Here is a 14985-nt window from a genome sequence, read left to right on the forward strand (position 1 = left end):
AGGGTGGGGGGGTTGGGAGTCTCCAGTGTCGTGACCTGCCTGCACGCCGTCGTCGCCACACCCATGATTCGCGCCTCATGATTTTCATGAAAGCAGCCGGCCTGGTCCCGACGGATACCGAAGATACAGCGCACCGCCTTGCACACGCGGTCAGGCCGCAGACAATCCGGGCCATGTCCTCTCCAGTACCCGTTCTGCGCAGTCCGAGCCTGCGCCTGCAGATCCACCTGATGGTGGCCGCCTTGATGGGCCTGTTCGTCGTGGCCGTCATCGCGCTGCAGATCGACGCGACCCGCCGCAGCGTGCGCGAAGAGATCACCGCCGGCAACCGCGTCGCCGGCCAGTTGCTGCAGCGGGTGACCTGGATCTACGCCAATGCGGGTCCGCAGGCCCTGGTGCAGTTCCTGGAGCAGCTCGGCCGGGTCCGCGCCAACGACATCCGTTTCGAGTCCGACGATGGCCGCGTGCTGTTCACCTCGCCGCAGGCCACCTACAAGCAGGGCCGGAACGCCCCCGGCTGGTACAGCGCCCTGGTCTCGCCGGCACTGGAGCGCCAGGTCATCCAGATGCCGGGTGGCCGGCTGACGGTGGAGGCCGAGCCCTCGCGCGCCATCCTGGATGGCTGGGATGACTTTGTCGTGCTGGGCGGCACGGGCGCGGCGGTGCTGGTGCTGCTGAACCTGGCGGTGTTCTGGGGCGTCGGACGGGCGCTCAAGCCACTGCCGACCATCGTGGAAGGCCTGGCCCGGCTGCAGCAAGGCGATTACGCCGCACGCCTGCCCGCCCTGCCAGGGCGCGAGGCGGCGGTGATCGGGCAGGCCGTCAACCAGCTCGCCGAGGCGATCGAGGGCGAGATCGAGGCCCGCATGCGCGCCTTCGAAGCCGAGCGCACGCTGCTGGAAAGCCGCGAATTCGCGCGCCGGCTGGAGGTGCACACCGAATCCGAGCGGCGTGCCATCGCCCGCGAACTGCACGACGAGTTCGCCCAGTCGGTCACGGCCATCCGCTCGCTGGCCCGCACGGTGCAGACCCGGCTCGGCGACCGCGACGCCACCAGCGCCCAGGCCACCGGCATGATCGCCGACGAGGCGGCACGGCTCTACGAAGCCATGCATGGCCTGATCCCGCGGCTGGCCCCGCCCGCGCTGGACGATCTCGGACTGGCGGACGCGCTGACCGAGCTGGTCGATGCCTCGCGCAGCCGCTACGGCGACATGACACTGGAGCTGAACCTGCACGGTCTGGAGCAGAGCCAGTCGCTGCCCGTCGAGCCGGCACGCGCCGCCTACCGCGTCGCGCAGGAGGCGCTGACCAACGCACTGCGCCACAGCGGCGGCACGCGGGTGCGGATCTGTGCAGAAGCCGACCCGACCTCGCTGCGGCTCACGGTCGAGGACGACGGCCAGGGCCTGCCCGACGACTGGGCACGCCGCGGCCACTACGGCCTGCGCGGCCTGCGCGAACGGGCCGCCACGCTGGGCGGACGCTTGAGCGTGCAACGGCGACCCGAAGGCGGCACCCGCGTGCAGACCTGGTTGCCGATGACCGGCCCCCAAGGAGAGACGACATGATCCGCGTGATGCTGGTCGATGACCACGCGCTGGTGCGCATGGGCTTCCGGATGCTGCTGAGCGAGTGCCCCGGGCTGGTGGTGGCCGGCGAAGCCGACAGTGGCGAGCAGGCACTGCTGAACGTGGCGGCCGCGGCGCCGGACGTGGTGGTGCTCGACATCTCGATGCCCGGCATGGGCGGGCTGGAGACGCTGCGTCGGCTGCGCGCCCGCGACGGCACGCTGAAGCTGCTGATGCTGTCCGCCCACGACGACAGCGCCCACGCGCGGCGGGCGCTCGATGCCGGAGCGATGGGATTCCTCTCCAAGCGCAGCGCGCCGGAGAACCTGCCGGAAGCCATCCGCGCGGTGGCGGCGGGCCGGCGCTGGCTGGATGCGGACATCGCCCGCCAGCTCGCGCTCGCCGCGATCGATGGCAGCGAGAACCCGGCCGACCGGCTGTCCTCGCGCGAATTCGAGGTCTTCGTGCAACTCGCCCGCGGCCGCTCGGTACAGGACATCGCCGGCGATCTGAACCTCTCGGCCAGCACGGTGGGCACCCACCTCTACCACGTCAAGCAGAAGCTCGAAGCCGCCAACCAGGCGGAGCTGACGCTGCTGGCACTGCGCTGGGGACTGATCGAGGCCTGAGCCTGTCACCGCCCCCGTGCAGGCTCAGTGCGAGGCAGCAGGTGCAGCCCCGCTGGCAGCACCCGGAGCCGGCTCGTGCGCATCGACGCCGTGCTTCTCGCCGCTCATGTCGATGTCACCACCGCTCTTCATCAGGATGAACATGGCGAGGGCGGCGAAGGCGATGAAGGCCAGAACAATCTTCCACATGGTTGAAACTCCTTGGGGGTTGAAGCGAGGGGTGGGTGGGTGGGTGGGTGGGTAAGAACAGGGTCAGGTCGCCCCGGCGAACGAACAAGGCGCCCCTCGCGGGGCGCCTTGTCACATCAGCGGAACGTCAGCGGATGGCAGGCGTTCAGTCACCGGCGTAGATGTCGGTGTCCTTGGTTTCCTTCACGAACAGCATGCCGATCACGAAGGTGATGGCCGCGATCGTGATGGGGTACCACAGGCCGTAGTACATGTCGCCGTTCTGGGCCACCATCGCGAAGGCGATCGTGGGCATCAGGCCACCGAACCAGCCGTTGCCGATGTGATACGGCAGCGACATCGAGGTGTAGCGGATGCGGGTCGGGAACATCTCCACCAGCATCGCGGCGATCGGGCCGTAGACCATGGTCACGTAGATCACGAGGACCGACAGGATCATGATGATCTTGACCTTGTCGATCTTGGCCGGGTCCGCCTTGGCCGGATAGCCCGCTTCCTTCAGCGCAGCCGCCACGTCCTTCTTGAACTGGGCGATGGCCTTGCCGCTGACCTCGTCGAACTTGTGACCACCAGCTAGCAGCACGCCGGTCGGGGGCACGATTTCCTTCTCGCCGATCTTGATGGTCGTCGCCGTGCCCGTCGGCACGGCCTCGTTCACGTAGCTGGCCGAGTTCTGGGCCAGTGCGCGCTTGGCAATGTCGCAGGGGTTGGTGAAGTCGACTTCACGCGCCACCGGGCTGCCCTGGAACGAGCAGGTCGCCGGATCGGCCTTCACGAAGATCTGGGCCGAGGCCTGCGCCGCGGCCAGATCGGGGTTGGCTGCGGCGGTCAGCGCCTTGAACAGCGGGAAGAACGTCAGCATGGCGAGCAGCAGGCCGGCCATGATGATCGGCTTGCGGCCGATCTTGTCCGACAGCGTGCCGAAGACCACGAAGAACGGCGTGCCGATGATCAGCGAGGCCGCGACCAGGATGTTGGCGGTGGGGCCGTCGACCTTGAGCACGCTGGTCAGGAAGAACAGCGCGTAGAACTGGCCCGTGTACCAGACCACCGCCTGGCCAGCGACCAGACCGAACAGCGCCAGCAGCACGATCTTCAGGTTCTTCCACTGGCCGAAGGACTCGGACAGCGGTGCCTTGGAGGTCTTGCCCTCTTCCTTCATCTTCTTGAAGGCGGGCGATTCGTTCATCGACAGGCGGATCCAGACGCTGATGGCCAGCAGCAGGATCGACACGATGAACGGCACGCGCCAGCCCCAGTCGGCGAAGGCCTCTTCACCGATGAGCGAGCGGGTGCCCAGGATCACCATCAGCGACAGGAACAGGCCCAGCGTCGCGGTGGTCTGGATCCACGCGGTGTAGGCACCGCGGCGGCCGTGCGGGGCGTGTTCGGCCACGTACGTTGCAGCACCGCCGTACTCGCCACCGAGCGCCAGGCCCTGCAGCATGCGCAGCGAGATCAGGATGACCGGCGCAGCGACACCGATGGACGCGTAGTTGGGCAGCACGCCGACGATGAAGGTGGCCAGACCCATGATCAGGATGGTGACCAGGAAGGTGTACTTCCGGCCGATCATGTCGCCGAGGCGCCCGAACACCAGCGCGCCGAAGGGACGCACGATGAAGCCTGCGGCAAACGCCAGCAGGGCAAAGATGAACGCGGCGGACGGATCCAGACCGCTGAAGAACTGCTTGGCGATGATCGCGGCAAGCGATCCGTACAGGTAGAAGTCGTACCACTCGAAAACAGTGCCGAGCGACGAGGCGAAGATGACCTTCCTCTCCTCTGCCGTCATCGGCGAATCGGTGGCCCGAGCGTTCGCGGGAATGCTGGACATGTGTTTGTCTCCTCGACCAGAAAGCAGCGCCGCGACCACGGCGCATGGCTTTCACTGTCGAACCAGGCTCTGACAGTTTCCTGACTCGTTTCCAACAAAACCTTACGTTATCAAGACCAACCCGCAGCCCTTGTTTCACGATGCGGAAAAAAATCGGAATTGTTCACAGGGCTAGGGTTAATCCTGAGCGTGATGAATATCAATTTTGGACGCCGTTTGCCGGGCGGGCAGCGCCGCCCAGATCGGCTCGCGCTCCGCCGCCGAGAGCCGGGACCAGACCGCGATCTCGGCGATCGTGCGCAGACAGCCCTCGCACCAGCCGGTGCGCGCATCCATGCGGCAGACGTTGATGCAGGGGCTGGCCGGGCGCTGGACCGGAGCGACCGCGGGAGCGGACACGGGAGCAGGCTGCGTGACATCTGCGACCGGCGCACCGCCGGTCAGCGCGGACAACTCCGCCGGTGCGAGCGGAAACACCGCATTGGGATGGCCCGCAGCCGCCCAGATCTGTCCGAAGCGGAACAGCGCGCGGTCGATCAGCACGACCGGCGGCGTGGCATGGCCGACCGGCGAGACGCCCCCGATCGAAAAGCCGGTCCGTGCCTTGACGAAGTCGGCATCCGCCCGCCCGACCGGCCCGACCAGGGCCGCGACCCGGCGTTCGTCCACCCGCAGATCGCCGGAGGTCACGACCAGCACGGCCACCTCGTCGGCACGCCGGCGGAAGATGACGCTCTTGGCGATCTGCCCGAGCTGCACGCCGAGGGCGTCGGCGGCCTCCTGGGCGGTGCGGGCGGGCACGTCGAGCATCCGTGGCGCGTGGGGATGGCCGCGCTCGGCCAGTACCTCGCGCACGCGGCGGACGCCGTCCGGCAGTGCCTGGTGGCGAGGGGAGAATTCGGTGCGATCCATGCGTATGACCCTGGTCTGATCTGATGTGCAGCAATACCGGGGCATGTTCGCACAGGCCCCCTGGCTGAAGGGACACCAGGGGTTCCGGCCCCGTCGCCACGGGGCGATCATGTGCACCGCATGTCCATGGTCCCCCACCCCCGCTCCGCCAGCACCACGCCACTGCCCGCAGGTAGCAGGACCGCGCTCGATCTGGACGGACACCCGCCCCGCGTCGTGCTCGACAACACGGTCGTGCTCTCGGCGCTCGTGTTTGGCGGGCCGATGGCCACGCGGCTGCGGCGGGCCTGGCGCAACGGATTCTGCCGGCCGATGGTCTGCCGCGACACGCTGCTGGACCTGACCCGCCAGCTCGGCCAGGCGCCGCTGACCTTCTCGGTGGCGGAGCAGCAGCAGATGCTAGGCGAGTACCTGCCCTATGTGCTCAAGGTCCGCGTGCCGCTCGCGGCGGCGCCGGGCCAGATCGAACCGGGCGGTCTGGCCTTCGTGAAGCTGGGCATGGCCGGCAAGGCGCACGTGCTGGTGACCAGCGACCCCGCGCTGCTGGCGATGCAGGCCCGCCTGCCGTTCGAGGTGATGGCGCAGGAGCCGTTCCTGAACCTGCTGCGGGCGTCGGCCATCGATCCCGCGCCGCTGCGCCGCGCCACCCGCCACCCGCCCTGAGCCGCACTGAACCGCTCAGGCCAGCCGCCTCACCCGCCCGCCACGCGCCACCAGGCCAGTACCATCAGCCACAGCGGCGCCGTCAGCGCGAACCCGGCGGTGGACAGCACGATCACCGCACTCGCCTCGCCTTCGAGCACGCGGTAGCGCTGCGCGAACAGCAGCGCGTTGCTGCCCACCGGCAGCGCCGCCGCCATCACCAGCACCGACAGCGGCAGGCCGTCGAGGTGGAACACCAGCACGCCCGACGCGGCCACCAGCGCCGGCAGCACCAGCAGCTTGAGCGCGGCCATGCCCGCCGGCACCGACCAGCGCGGCCCCAGCCCGTACTGGTCCAGCGCCACGCCGATCAGCACCAGACACAGCGGCACGGCGCCCTGCCCCAGCATCTTCAGCACGCTGTCGAGCCACTGCGGCAGCGCCAGCCCGGTCAGGTTCCACGCCAGGCCCAGCAGCACCGGCAGCACCACCGGGTGGACCAGCGTCTGGCGCGCGATGGTCAGCAGCGTCTCGCCGATCGCCAGCGCCCCGGTGTGGCGGGCGGCGGCGCGGGCGCGGTCAGCCTCGGCCAGCACGGTGAAGGGGCTGAGCAGCAGCAGCGCGTGCAGGCTGACCAGCGCCACGTGCAGGCGCAGGCCCTCCTCGCCGAACAGCGCCGCCGCGAACGGCAGGCCGACCTGCACCGAATTGCCGAAGCTCAGCGTCACCGCGCGCGTGGCGGGTGCGGCCGGATCGTCGGTGCCGGGCACCATGCGCCGGCGCTGCCAGGCCCACACGCCCAGCGCCCACAGCAGCAGCGGCACGAAGAACGCGGCCAGCAGCCGCCACGGCAGCGCCGCCAGATTCACCGTCGCGGTGGTCCGGAACAGCAGCCCCGGCACGAACACCAGGAAGCCGATGTTCGACAGCGTGCGCAGCCCGACCACACCGCCCGTCAGGCCGGCACGCGCCGCGCCATAGCCGATGCCCACGACCACGAACAGCGTGAACAGCTTCAGAAAGAGATCGACCGACATGCCCCGAGCTTAGGCGCGGGGCAGGTCGGTCGCCGTACGCGGTTGCCGCAGGGTCAGGCGGGCGCCTTCTTCGCGGCGGCCTTCTTCGCCGGCACCTTGGCCGCGCGCGGCTCGAACTCGAACACCACCTTGCCTTCCTTCTTGTCGTAGACGAGGAAGGCCTTGAACTTGCGCTTGGTCTTGTTCGAGACGAAGCCGTCGAGCAGCGCGGTCTTGCCGGTCGTCAGCAGCAGCGTCACCTGCTCCGGCGTCACCGGCTGCTGCAGGATGACCTTGCCGGTCTTGAAGTCGCAGGTCGCCGCCGTGCCGACCGCGTGCTCGCAGACGTAGTTGGTGCCGTGTTCGTGCACGGCGCTGCCGCACTTCGGGCAACGGCCAAGCGAGGTCTGCTCGGAGAAATCGACCGCCTCGGACTCCTCGGCCTCCTTCTTCGCGTCGTCACCGAAGTCGAATTCGAGCTTCCAGTTGCCCGCTTCCTCGTCGCGCACCAGCTTCAGCTCGGCGGTGAACGGCCAGCCCGCCTTGGAGCGGAAGCCTTCCAGCGGCCCGATGCGGTGGTCGGTCAGGAACACCTCGGCCTCGTGCAGCTCGAAACTGCGCCCGCCGGGGATCTTGCCGATCGAGAAGCCGCAGCCGGCGCTGTGGCCGTCCGCGCCGGTGCAAGCGAAGCGGCGGTAGTTCTCCTTGACCACGCCGCCGCAGTTCGGGCAGGGGGCGGCCAGCGTCGCGTAGTCGCCGGGGATCGTGTCGCGGTCGTATTCCTTGGCCTTGGTGACCACGCGCCGGGCCATGTCGGCGATGCCCTGCATGAAGTCGGCGCGGCTGAGCTGGCCCTTCTCCATCTGGTTGAGCTGGTGCTCCCACTGGCCGGTCAGCTCGGGCTTGGTCAGGTCTTCCACCGCCAGACCGCGCAGCAGCGTCATGAGCTGGAAGGCCTTGGCGGTGGGCACCAGATCGCGGCCGTCGCGCAGGATGTACTTCTCCAGGATCAGGCCTTCGATGATCGCCGCGCGCGTGGCCGGCGTGCCCAGGCCCTTTTCCTGCATCGCCGCCTTGAACTCCTCGTCGTCGATGAGCTTGCCGGCGCCTTCCATCGCGCTCAGCAGCGTCGATTCGTTGTAGCGGGCCGGCGGCTTGGTGCGCAGCGCGGCGATCTTCAGCTCGTCGGCGGTGACAATCTCGCCCGGCTTCACGGCCACGAGGTTGGCGTCCTCGCCGGCGGCTTCCTTGCCGTAGACCGCCAGCCAGCCCGGGTTCACCAGCACCTTGCCGTTGGTCTGGAACTGGTGCTCCTTCCCGGCCGCGGTCACCTGCGTGATGCGGGTCGTGACCATGAACTCGGCCGACGGGTAGAACACCGCGATGAAGCGCTTGACCACCAGGTCGTACAGCTTGGCCTCGATCTCGGTCAGACTCTTGGGGGCCTGCAGCGTCGGGATGATGGCGAAGTGGTCCGAGATCTTCGAGTTGTCGAAGATGCGCTTGGTCGGCTTGACGTAGCCCTCCTTCAGCGCCTTGCGGGCGTGCGTGGCCAGATCCTGCAGCGGGCCGGGCAGGTCCTCGCTGGCGATCATGTCCAGCGTCTGCTTCGCCACGGCGACATAGTCCTCGGGCAGCGCACGCGCGTCGGTCCGCGGGTAGGTCAGGACCTTGTGCTTCTCGTACAGCGCCTGCGCGATCGACAGCGTCGTCTTGGCCGAGAAGCCGAAGCGCGAGTTGGCCTCGCGCTGCAGCGTGGTCAGGTCGTACAGCAGCGGGCTGGCCTGCGTGCTCGGCTTGGCTTCCTCGCGCACGGTGCCGGACTGGCCACGCACAGCGTCGGCAATCGCCTTGGCCTCGTCGGCGTTCCACAGGCGGTCGCTGCGGCGCTCGGCGTCGTCGTCCTTCTTGAACTTCGGGTCGAACCACTTGCCTTCGTACACGCCGGCATCGGCCCCGAAATCGGCGCGAACTTCCCAGTAATCGCGTGCAACGTGCTTGCGGATCTTTTCCTCGCGCTCGACCATGATCGACAGCGTGGGCGTCTGCACCCGCCCGACCGTGGTCAGGAAGAAGCCGCCGTCGCGCGAGTTGAACGCGGTCATGGCGCGGGTGCCGTTGATGCCGATCAGCCAGTCGGCCTCGCTGCGGCTGCGGGCGGCGTCGGCCAGGCCGCGCATGTCGGCCTCGCTGCGCAGCTTGCCGAAGCCGTCGCGGATGGCCTGCGGCGTCATGCTCTGCAGCCACAGGCGCTGCACCGGCTTCGTGCCGACCTTGCTGCCGAGCGCGTACTGCTCGATCAGCCGGAAGATCAGTTCACCCTCGCGCCCCGCGTCACAGGCGTTGACCAGATCGGTGATGTCCTTGCGCTTGATCAGCTTGACCACCGCGCTCAGGCGGCTCTTGGCCTTGTCGATCGGCGCCAGATCGAAGTGCGGCGGCACCACCGGCAGGTTGGCGAAGCTCCACTTGCCCCGCTTGACGTCGAACTCCTCCGGCGCCTTGATCTCGACGAGGTGGCCGACGGCGGAGGTGACCACGTAGCGGTCGTTCTCGAAGTGGTCGTCGTGCTTCTCGAACTTGCCGCACATGGGCGTCAGCGCGCGGACGATGTCCTGCGCGACGGAAGGCTTCTCGGCGATGACGAGAGATTTGCTCATGATGTTCGAACTCTGCTGCTGCACCCGACCCTGCGTCAGGGTGCTCCCTACAATCCACGGCTATACGCGTACACGCACACACACGGGCACGCACACGCCCACACCCCAATCTAACCAATCTCGCACTGCCATGTCTGCACTGCCGCCAGATTCGACCGCGCCGCGCCCTCCCCGGCCCCGGGGACAGCGCCGCCTGCAGGTGCGCCGCTCCGGCGTCCACGGCAAGGGCGTCTACGCGCAGGCCCCGCTGAAGGCGGGCGAGATCATCATCGAATACAAGGGCGAAGTCATCCCGTGGGACGAGGCCCTGCGCCGCCACCCGCACGATCCGTCCGACCCGAACCACACCTTCTACTTCCACATCGATGACACGCAGGTGATCGACGGCGGCGTGCGCGGCAATTCGGCCCGCTGGATCAACCACGCTTGCGCGCCCAACTGCGAGACCGAGGACGATGGCGGCCGCATCTTCATCAAGGCCCTGCGCGACATCGCCCCCGGGGAGGAGCTGTTCTTTGACTACCGACTGGTGATCGATGAACGCTACACCGCGAAACTGAAGAAAGCTTACGCGTGTCGCTGCGGCGCACCAGACTGCCGGGGTACGATGCTCGGCCCCAAGCGCTGATCCAGCGCCCTTCGCCCTCCGCTCAGCCCCGACTACCACGACCACCACCATGCTGCACTGGGACGCCGAAACGCTCTGGCAAGACCTGGAACCACAGGCGCCGGGCCTGAGCATCGAGGTGCTGGCCGAGACGGACTCCACCAACACGCGGCTCATCGAACGCGGTCGCCAGGGTCTGGATGCCCCGTGCCTGCTGGTCGCCGAGCGCCAGCGCGCCGGCCGGGGCCGCCTGGGTCGCCCGTGGTGGTCGCAGCCGGGCCAGGCGCTGACCTTCTCGCTCGGGCTGAAGCTGGCCCCCGCCGACTGGAGCGGGCTGTCGCTGGCGGTCGGTCTCGCGCTGGCCGAAGCCCTGGGCGATCGCATCGGCCTGAAGTGGCCCAACGACCTCTGGCTGCGCGGCGACGACCGCAAGCTCGGCGGCATCCTGATCGAGGTCACGCCGCTGGCGGAGCCCGGCCTGCGCCCCGGCGAGCGCTGGGTCGTGATCGGCGCCGGCCTGAACGTGGCCCCGCTGCCCGAGACACCGCAGGACCCCGACACCTTCCGCACCGGCTACGCCTGCCTGCAGGAATTCGAGCCGGCGCTGACCGCCCCGCAGGTGCTGCACCGGGTGGCCGGGCCGCTGCTGCGCGCGGTGCTGGCCTTCGAGTCCGAGGGCCTGTCGACCCTGCACGCCCGCTATGCCGCGCGGGACGTGCTGGCCGGACGCAGCGTGCAGGCGGGCGCCCTCACCGGCGTGGCCTGCGGCCTGTCCGCGGACGGCTCGCTGCAGGTGCGCGATGCCCTCGGCGCCCTCCATGCCCTCCACAGCGGCGAAGTGAGCGTGCGTCCATGCTGAGAGCGCTGGTCGTGATCCTGGTGCTGGCCAATCTGGCCTTCTACGGCTGGACGCAGGGCTGGCTGACCGGCGTGCTCGGCCTCTCGCCCGATGGCGACCGCGAGCCGCAGCGGCTGAGCGCCCAGATCGATGCAGCGGCGCTGCGGATCGTTCCGCCGCGCGGCATGGCCGCAAGCACACCGGCACCGGCATCGGCCGTGCCTCCTGTGGTGGCGCCCTCCGCAGCGAGCCAGATCCCCGCACCCGAGGCCTCCGAACCGCCCGCCCCGGCCAGCGCCGCTGGTGACATGGCCACCGCACCCCCGTTGCCAGCGGCCGCATCGGCGCCCACCCCCACCCCCACCCCCACGCCGGCACCGCCTCCCCCGGTCTGCCTCGAAGCAGGCCCCTTCACGCCAGCCGAATGGCGGACGGCCGAACGCGCACTGCGCAACACGCTGGGCGAAGGTCCCTGGCAGCTCATCACCCGCGAGAAGCCGGGCAACTGGATGGTCTACGTCGGCCCCTACAAGAGCCGCGTCATCATGGACAAGCGCGCCGAGCAGCTGCGCAAGATGGAGATCGCCTTCGAGGAGGCGCAGGACTTGCCCGAGGAATACCTGCCGGGCTTCCTGTTCGGACGCTACGGCGTCGAGGCCGATGCCCGTGCCCTGCAGACCCGCCTGACGGGGCAGAAGGTCAAGTACGTGCGCGTGGTGCCGCTGGTCAAGCCGACGACGCTGCACACGGTGCGCATCCAGAAGGCCGACGCCGACATCCAGGAACGCGTCGCGGCACTCAAGCCGCGGCTGAGCGGACACCTGTTCGAGACCTGCAAACGCTGACGCTCGCGGCGACGTGCCCATGAAAAAAGGCTCCTCGCGGAGCCTTTCTGCGTCAGCGGACCCGCAGGCCCTGTCTGATCACTTGGCGATGACGCGCGCCATTTCCAGGCACTTGTTCGAGTAGCCCCACTCGTTGTCGTACCAGGACACGACCTTCACGAAGGTGCTGTCCAGGGCCAGGCCGGCTTCGGCATCGAACACCGAGGTGCACGGCTCGCCACGGAAGTCGGTCGCGACGACCTTGTCTTCGGTGTAGCCCAGCACGCCCTTCATGGCGCCTTCGCTGGCGGCCTTCATGGCGGCGCAGATCTCGGCGTAGGTCGCCGGCTTGTCCAGCTCGACCGTCAGGTCCACGACCGAGACGTCAGACGTCGGCACGCGGAAGGCCATGCCGGTCAGCTTCTTGTTCAGCTCGGGGATCACCACGCCGACGGCCTTGGCAGCGCCAGTGGACGACGGGATGATGTTTTCCAGGATGCCGCGGCCGCCGCGCCAGTCCTTGTTGCTCGGGCCGTCCACGGTCTTCTGCGTGGCGGTGGCCGCGTGCACCGTGGTCATCAGGCCGCGCTTGATGCCCCAGGTGTCGTTCAGCACCTTGGCGACCGGCGCCAGGCAGTTCGTCGTGCACGACGCGTTGGAGATGATGGCCTGACCGGCGTAGGTCTTGTCGTTCACGCCGTAGACGAACATCGGGGTATCGTCCTTCGACGGAGCCGACAGGATGACCTTCTTGGCACCGGCCTTCAGGTGGGCTTCGGCAGTTTCCTTGGTCAGGAACAGGCCGGTCGACTCGATGACGATGTCGGCGCCGACGTCGCCCCAGGCCAGCTCGGCCGGGTTCTTGACCGCGGTCAGGCGGATCTTCTTGCCGTTGACGACCAGGCTGGTGCCGTCGACCGAGACTTCACCCTTGAAACGGCCGTGGACCGAGTCGTACTTGAGCATGTACGCCAGGTAGTCCGGCTCCAGCAGGTCGTTGATGCCGACGATTTCGATGTCGTCAGCAAAGTTCTGCACCGCAGCGCGGAACACCATGCGACCGATGCGGCCGAAGCCGTTGATGCCAATCTTGATGGTCATGGGAAAACTCCTGTGGGAATGGGAAACCTGGAAACCTGGGACCTGAGACTCGAAACAGCCCGCGAAAACCCGGGCAAATCACCCGAGTTTCGCGTGTCCGGCCTTATTCGCCGAGGACTTTGCGCACGGTGGCCACGACGTTCTCCGTCGTGAAGCCGAAATGCTTGAACAGGACACCGGCCGGGGCCGATTCACCGTAGGTGTCGATGCCGATGACCGCCGCGCAGCCGTACTTCCACCAGAAGTCGGTCACGCCCATCTCGACGGCGATGCGCGGCACCTTGCGCGGCAGCACGTCGGACTTGTACTCGACGCTCTGGCGGTCGAACACGGTCGTGCTCGGCATGCTGACCACGCGGACCGCGATCTTGTCCTTGGCCAGTTCGGCCTGCGCGGCCAGCGCGAGCTGCACCTCGGAGCCGGTGGCGATGATCACGGCGTCCGGCTTCTTGCCCTTCTTGAAGCCGACGTCGCTCGGCTCGGACAGCACGTAGGCGCCCTTGGTGATCTCGTCGGCCGTGGACTTCGGGGCGTAGGGCAGGTTCTGGCGCGACAGCAGCAGCGCGCTCGGGCGGTTGCGGTTGGCCAGCGCCATGGTCCACGCCACGGTGGTCTCGCAGGTGTCGGCCGGACGCCAGACATCCAGGCCCGGGATCAGGCGCAGGCTGGCGGCGTGTTCGATCGACTGGTGGGTCGGGCCGTCTTCGCCCAGGCCGATGGAGTCGTGGGTGAAGACGTGGACCACGCGCAGCTTCATCAGCGCGGCCATGCGGATGGCGTTGCGGCTGTAGTCGCTGAAGGTCAGGAAGGTACCGCCGTAGGGGATGTAGCCGCCGTGCAGCGCGATGCCGTTCATGATCGCGGCCATGCCGAACTCGCGCACGCCGTAGTTGATGTGGCGGCCGAGCTGGCCTTCGGCGTTGCGCACCGGGGCGCCCGCCGCGTCGAAGCGCAGCGCGGGCGTGCTCTTCGTGTTGGTCAGGTTCGAGCCGGTCAGGTCGGCCGAGCCGCCGAGCATCTCGGGCAGCTGTGCGGTGAAGTGCTCCAGCGCGAGCTGGCTGGCCTTGCGGCTGGCGACGGTCTCGGCCTTGTCATGGGCATCGCCGACCGCATCGACGGCGATCTCGGCGAAGGCATCCGGCAGGTCACCGATCATGCGGCGCTCGAACTCGACCGCCTGTGTCGGGCAGGCGCGCACATAGGCCTCGAAGCGCTCGTCCCACTCCGCCTGCGCGGCGGCACCGGCGGCGCGGCAATCCCACGCGGCGGCGACATCGGCGGGAATGGTGAACGGCTCGGCCGACCAGCCCAGCGCTTCGCGGGTCAGCGCGATCTCGGCGGCGCCCAGCGGCTCGCCGTGGGCCTTGGAGGTGTTGGCGCGGTTCGGCGAGCCCTTGCCGATGTGGGTCTTGCAGACGATCAGCGTCGGCTTGTCGGTGCTGAGCTTGGCCTGGGCGATGGCAGCGTCGACGGCGTCGATGTCATGGCCGTCGACCGCGTCGATGACGTTCCAGCCGTAGGCGGCGAAGCGCTGCGGCGTGTTGTCGATGAACCAGGGGGCGACCTGGCCGTCGATCGAGATGCCGTTGTCGTCGTACAGCGCGATCAGCTTGTTGAGCTTCCAGGCGCCGGCCAGCGCGCAGGCCTCGTGGCTGATGCCCTCCATCAGACAGCCGTCGCCCAGGAAGGCGTAGGTGCGGTGGTCGACGATGGTGTGGCCGTCGATGTTGAACTCGGCGGCGAGCAGCTTCTCGGCCAGCGCCATGCCGACCGCGTTGGTGATGCCCTGGCCGAGCGGGCCGGTGGTGGTCTCGATGCCGGGGGTCACGCCGACTTCCGGGTGGCCCGGGGTCTTGCTGTGCATCTGGCGGAAGGCCTTCAGGTCGTCCAGCGACAGCTCGTAGCCCGTCAGGTGCAGCAGCGCGTAGATCAGCATCGAGCCGTGGCCGTTCGACAGCACGAAGCGGTCGCGGTCGGCCCACTGCGGATTGGCCGGGTTGTGCTTGAGGTGGCGCTTCCACAGCGCCACACCGATGTCGGCCATGCCCATCGGGGCGCCGGGGTGACCGGAGTTGGCTTGTTGCACGGCGTCCATGGCCAGTGCGCGGATGGCGTTGGCCATCGAGGAAGAGAGGGAAACAGGTGTGGCGGCCATGGAC

13 protein-coding genes are annotated in these 14985 nt (G+C 68.5%); 6 read left to right on the forward strand and 7 right to left on the reverse strand.

What is annotated here, in order from left to right; all coding sequences use genetic code 11:
- Positions 1 to 173: 173 nt before the first annotated feature.
- Together BDD16_RS05480 and BDD16_RS05485 are read left to right on the forward strand one after the other, a co-directional pair.
- Positions 174 to 1571, forward strand: a complete 1398-nt coding sequence (locus BDD16_RS05480) for a HAMP domain-containing sensor histidine kinase (RefSeq protein ID WP_179633014.1) — start codon at positions 174 to 176, stop codon at positions 1569 to 1571.
- Complete coding sequence (locus BDD16_RS05485; RefSeq protein WP_179633015.1) at positions 1568 to 2200, forward strand: response regulator; 633 nt, start codon at positions 1568 to 1570, stop codon at positions 2198 to 2200. The genes BDD16_RS05480 and BDD16_RS05485 overlap by 4 nt, the downstream gene beginning before the upstream one ends.
- A gap of 24 nt (positions 2201 to 2224) precedes the next feature.
- On the opposite strand, the gene BDD16_RS05490 is transcribed toward BDD16_RS05485, so the two are convergent.
- From BDD16_RS05490 to BDD16_RS05500, 3 genes are all read right to left on the reverse strand, one after another.
- The gene (locus BDD16_RS05490) at positions 2225 to 2389 is read right to left on the reverse strand and encodes a hypothetical protein (RefSeq protein WP_179633016.1); all 165 of its coding nucleotides are present in this window, start codon (positions 2387 to 2389) and stop codon (positions 2225 to 2227) included.
- A 145-nt stretch (positions 2390 to 2534) separates the two neighbouring features.
- The gene (locus tag BDD16_RS05495; protein WP_218897708.1) at positions 2535 to 4226 is read right to left on the reverse strand and encodes an MFS transporter; all 1692 of its coding nucleotides are present in this window, start codon (positions 4224 to 4226) and stop codon (positions 2535 to 2537) included.
- A gap of 177 nt (positions 4227 to 4403) precedes the next feature.
- Positions 4404 to 5138, reverse strand: coding sequence for a YbaK/EbsC family protein (locus BDD16_RS05500; protein ID WP_179633017.1), 735 nt, complete (start codon positions 5136 to 5138; stop codon positions 4404 to 4406).
- Positions 5139 to 5258: 120 nt separating this feature from the next.
- Between BDD16_RS05500 and BDD16_RS05505 the strand changes: the two genes are divergently transcribed.
- Positions 5259 to 5801 (forward strand): PIN domain-containing protein, encoded by a 543-nt coding sequence (locus BDD16_RS05505; protein ID WP_179633018.1) that lies wholly within the window; start codon positions 5259 to 5261, stop codon positions 5799 to 5801.
- Between the two features lie 29 nt (positions 5802 to 5830).
- Here BDD16_RS05505 and BDD16_RS05510 read toward each other — a convergent pair whose 3' ends face one another.
- Complete coding sequence (locus tag BDD16_RS05510) at positions 5831 to 6817, reverse strand: AEC family transporter (RefSeq protein ID WP_179633019.1); 987 nt, start codon at positions 6815 to 6817, stop codon at positions 5831 to 5833.
- Between the two features lie 53 nt (positions 6818 to 6870).
- On the reverse strand, positions 6871 to 9456 hold the full coding sequence (locus tag BDD16_RS05515) for a DNA topoisomerase III (RefSeq protein WP_179633020.1): 2586 nt from the start codon (positions 9454 to 9456) through the stop codon (positions 6871 to 6873).
- A 130-nt stretch (positions 9457 to 9586) separates the two neighbouring features.
- Between BDD16_RS05515 and BDD16_RS05520 the strand changes: the two genes are divergently transcribed.
- Genes BDD16_RS05520 through BDD16_RS05530 form a run of 3 tightly spaced genes read left to right on the forward strand, consistent with a single transcriptional unit; the run spans position 9587 to position 11746 of the window.
- Positions 9587 to 10084 carry an SET domain-containing protein gene (locus BDD16_RS05520; protein ID WP_179633021.1) on the forward strand — a complete coding sequence of 166 codons (498 nt, stop codon included), beginning with the start codon at positions 9587 to 9589 and terminating at the stop codon, positions 10082 to 10084.
- 49 nt (positions 10085 to 10133) lie between these two features.
- Positions 10134 to 10922 carry a biotin--[acetyl-CoA-carboxylase] ligase gene (locus tag BDD16_RS05525; protein WP_179633022.1) on the forward strand — a complete coding sequence of 263 codons (789 nt, stop codon included), beginning with the start codon at positions 10134 to 10136 and terminating at the stop codon, positions 10920 to 10922.
- Positions 10916 to 11746 carry a hypothetical protein gene (locus BDD16_RS05530; RefSeq protein WP_179633023.1) on the forward strand — a complete coding sequence of 277 codons (831 nt, stop codon included), beginning with the start codon at positions 10916 to 10918 and terminating at the stop codon, positions 11744 to 11746. Before BDD16_RS05525 ends, BDD16_RS05530 begins: the two co-directional genes overlap by 7 nt.
- A gap of 78 nt (positions 11747 to 11824) precedes the next feature.
- Here BDD16_RS05530 and gap read toward each other — a convergent pair whose 3' ends face one another.
- Positions 11825 to 12826, reverse strand: coding sequence for a type I glyceraldehyde-3-phosphate dehydrogenase (gene gap, locus BDD16_RS05535; RefSeq protein ID WP_179633024.1), 1002 nt, complete (start codon positions 12824 to 12826; stop codon positions 11825 to 11827).
- 103 nt (positions 12827 to 12929) lie between these two features.
- Positions 12930 to 14981 carry a transketolase gene (gene tkt, locus BDD16_RS05540; RefSeq protein WP_179633025.1) on the reverse strand — a complete coding sequence of 684 codons (2052 nt, stop codon included), beginning with the start codon at positions 14979 to 14981 and terminating at the stop codon, positions 12930 to 12932.
- Positions 14982 to 14985: the final 4 nt, after the last annotated feature.

The organism is Sphaerotilus montanus, assembly GCF_013410775.1.
Classification (GTDB): Bacteria; Pseudomonadota; Gammaproteobacteria; order Burkholderiales; family Burkholderiaceae_C; genus Sphaerotilus; species Sphaerotilus montanus.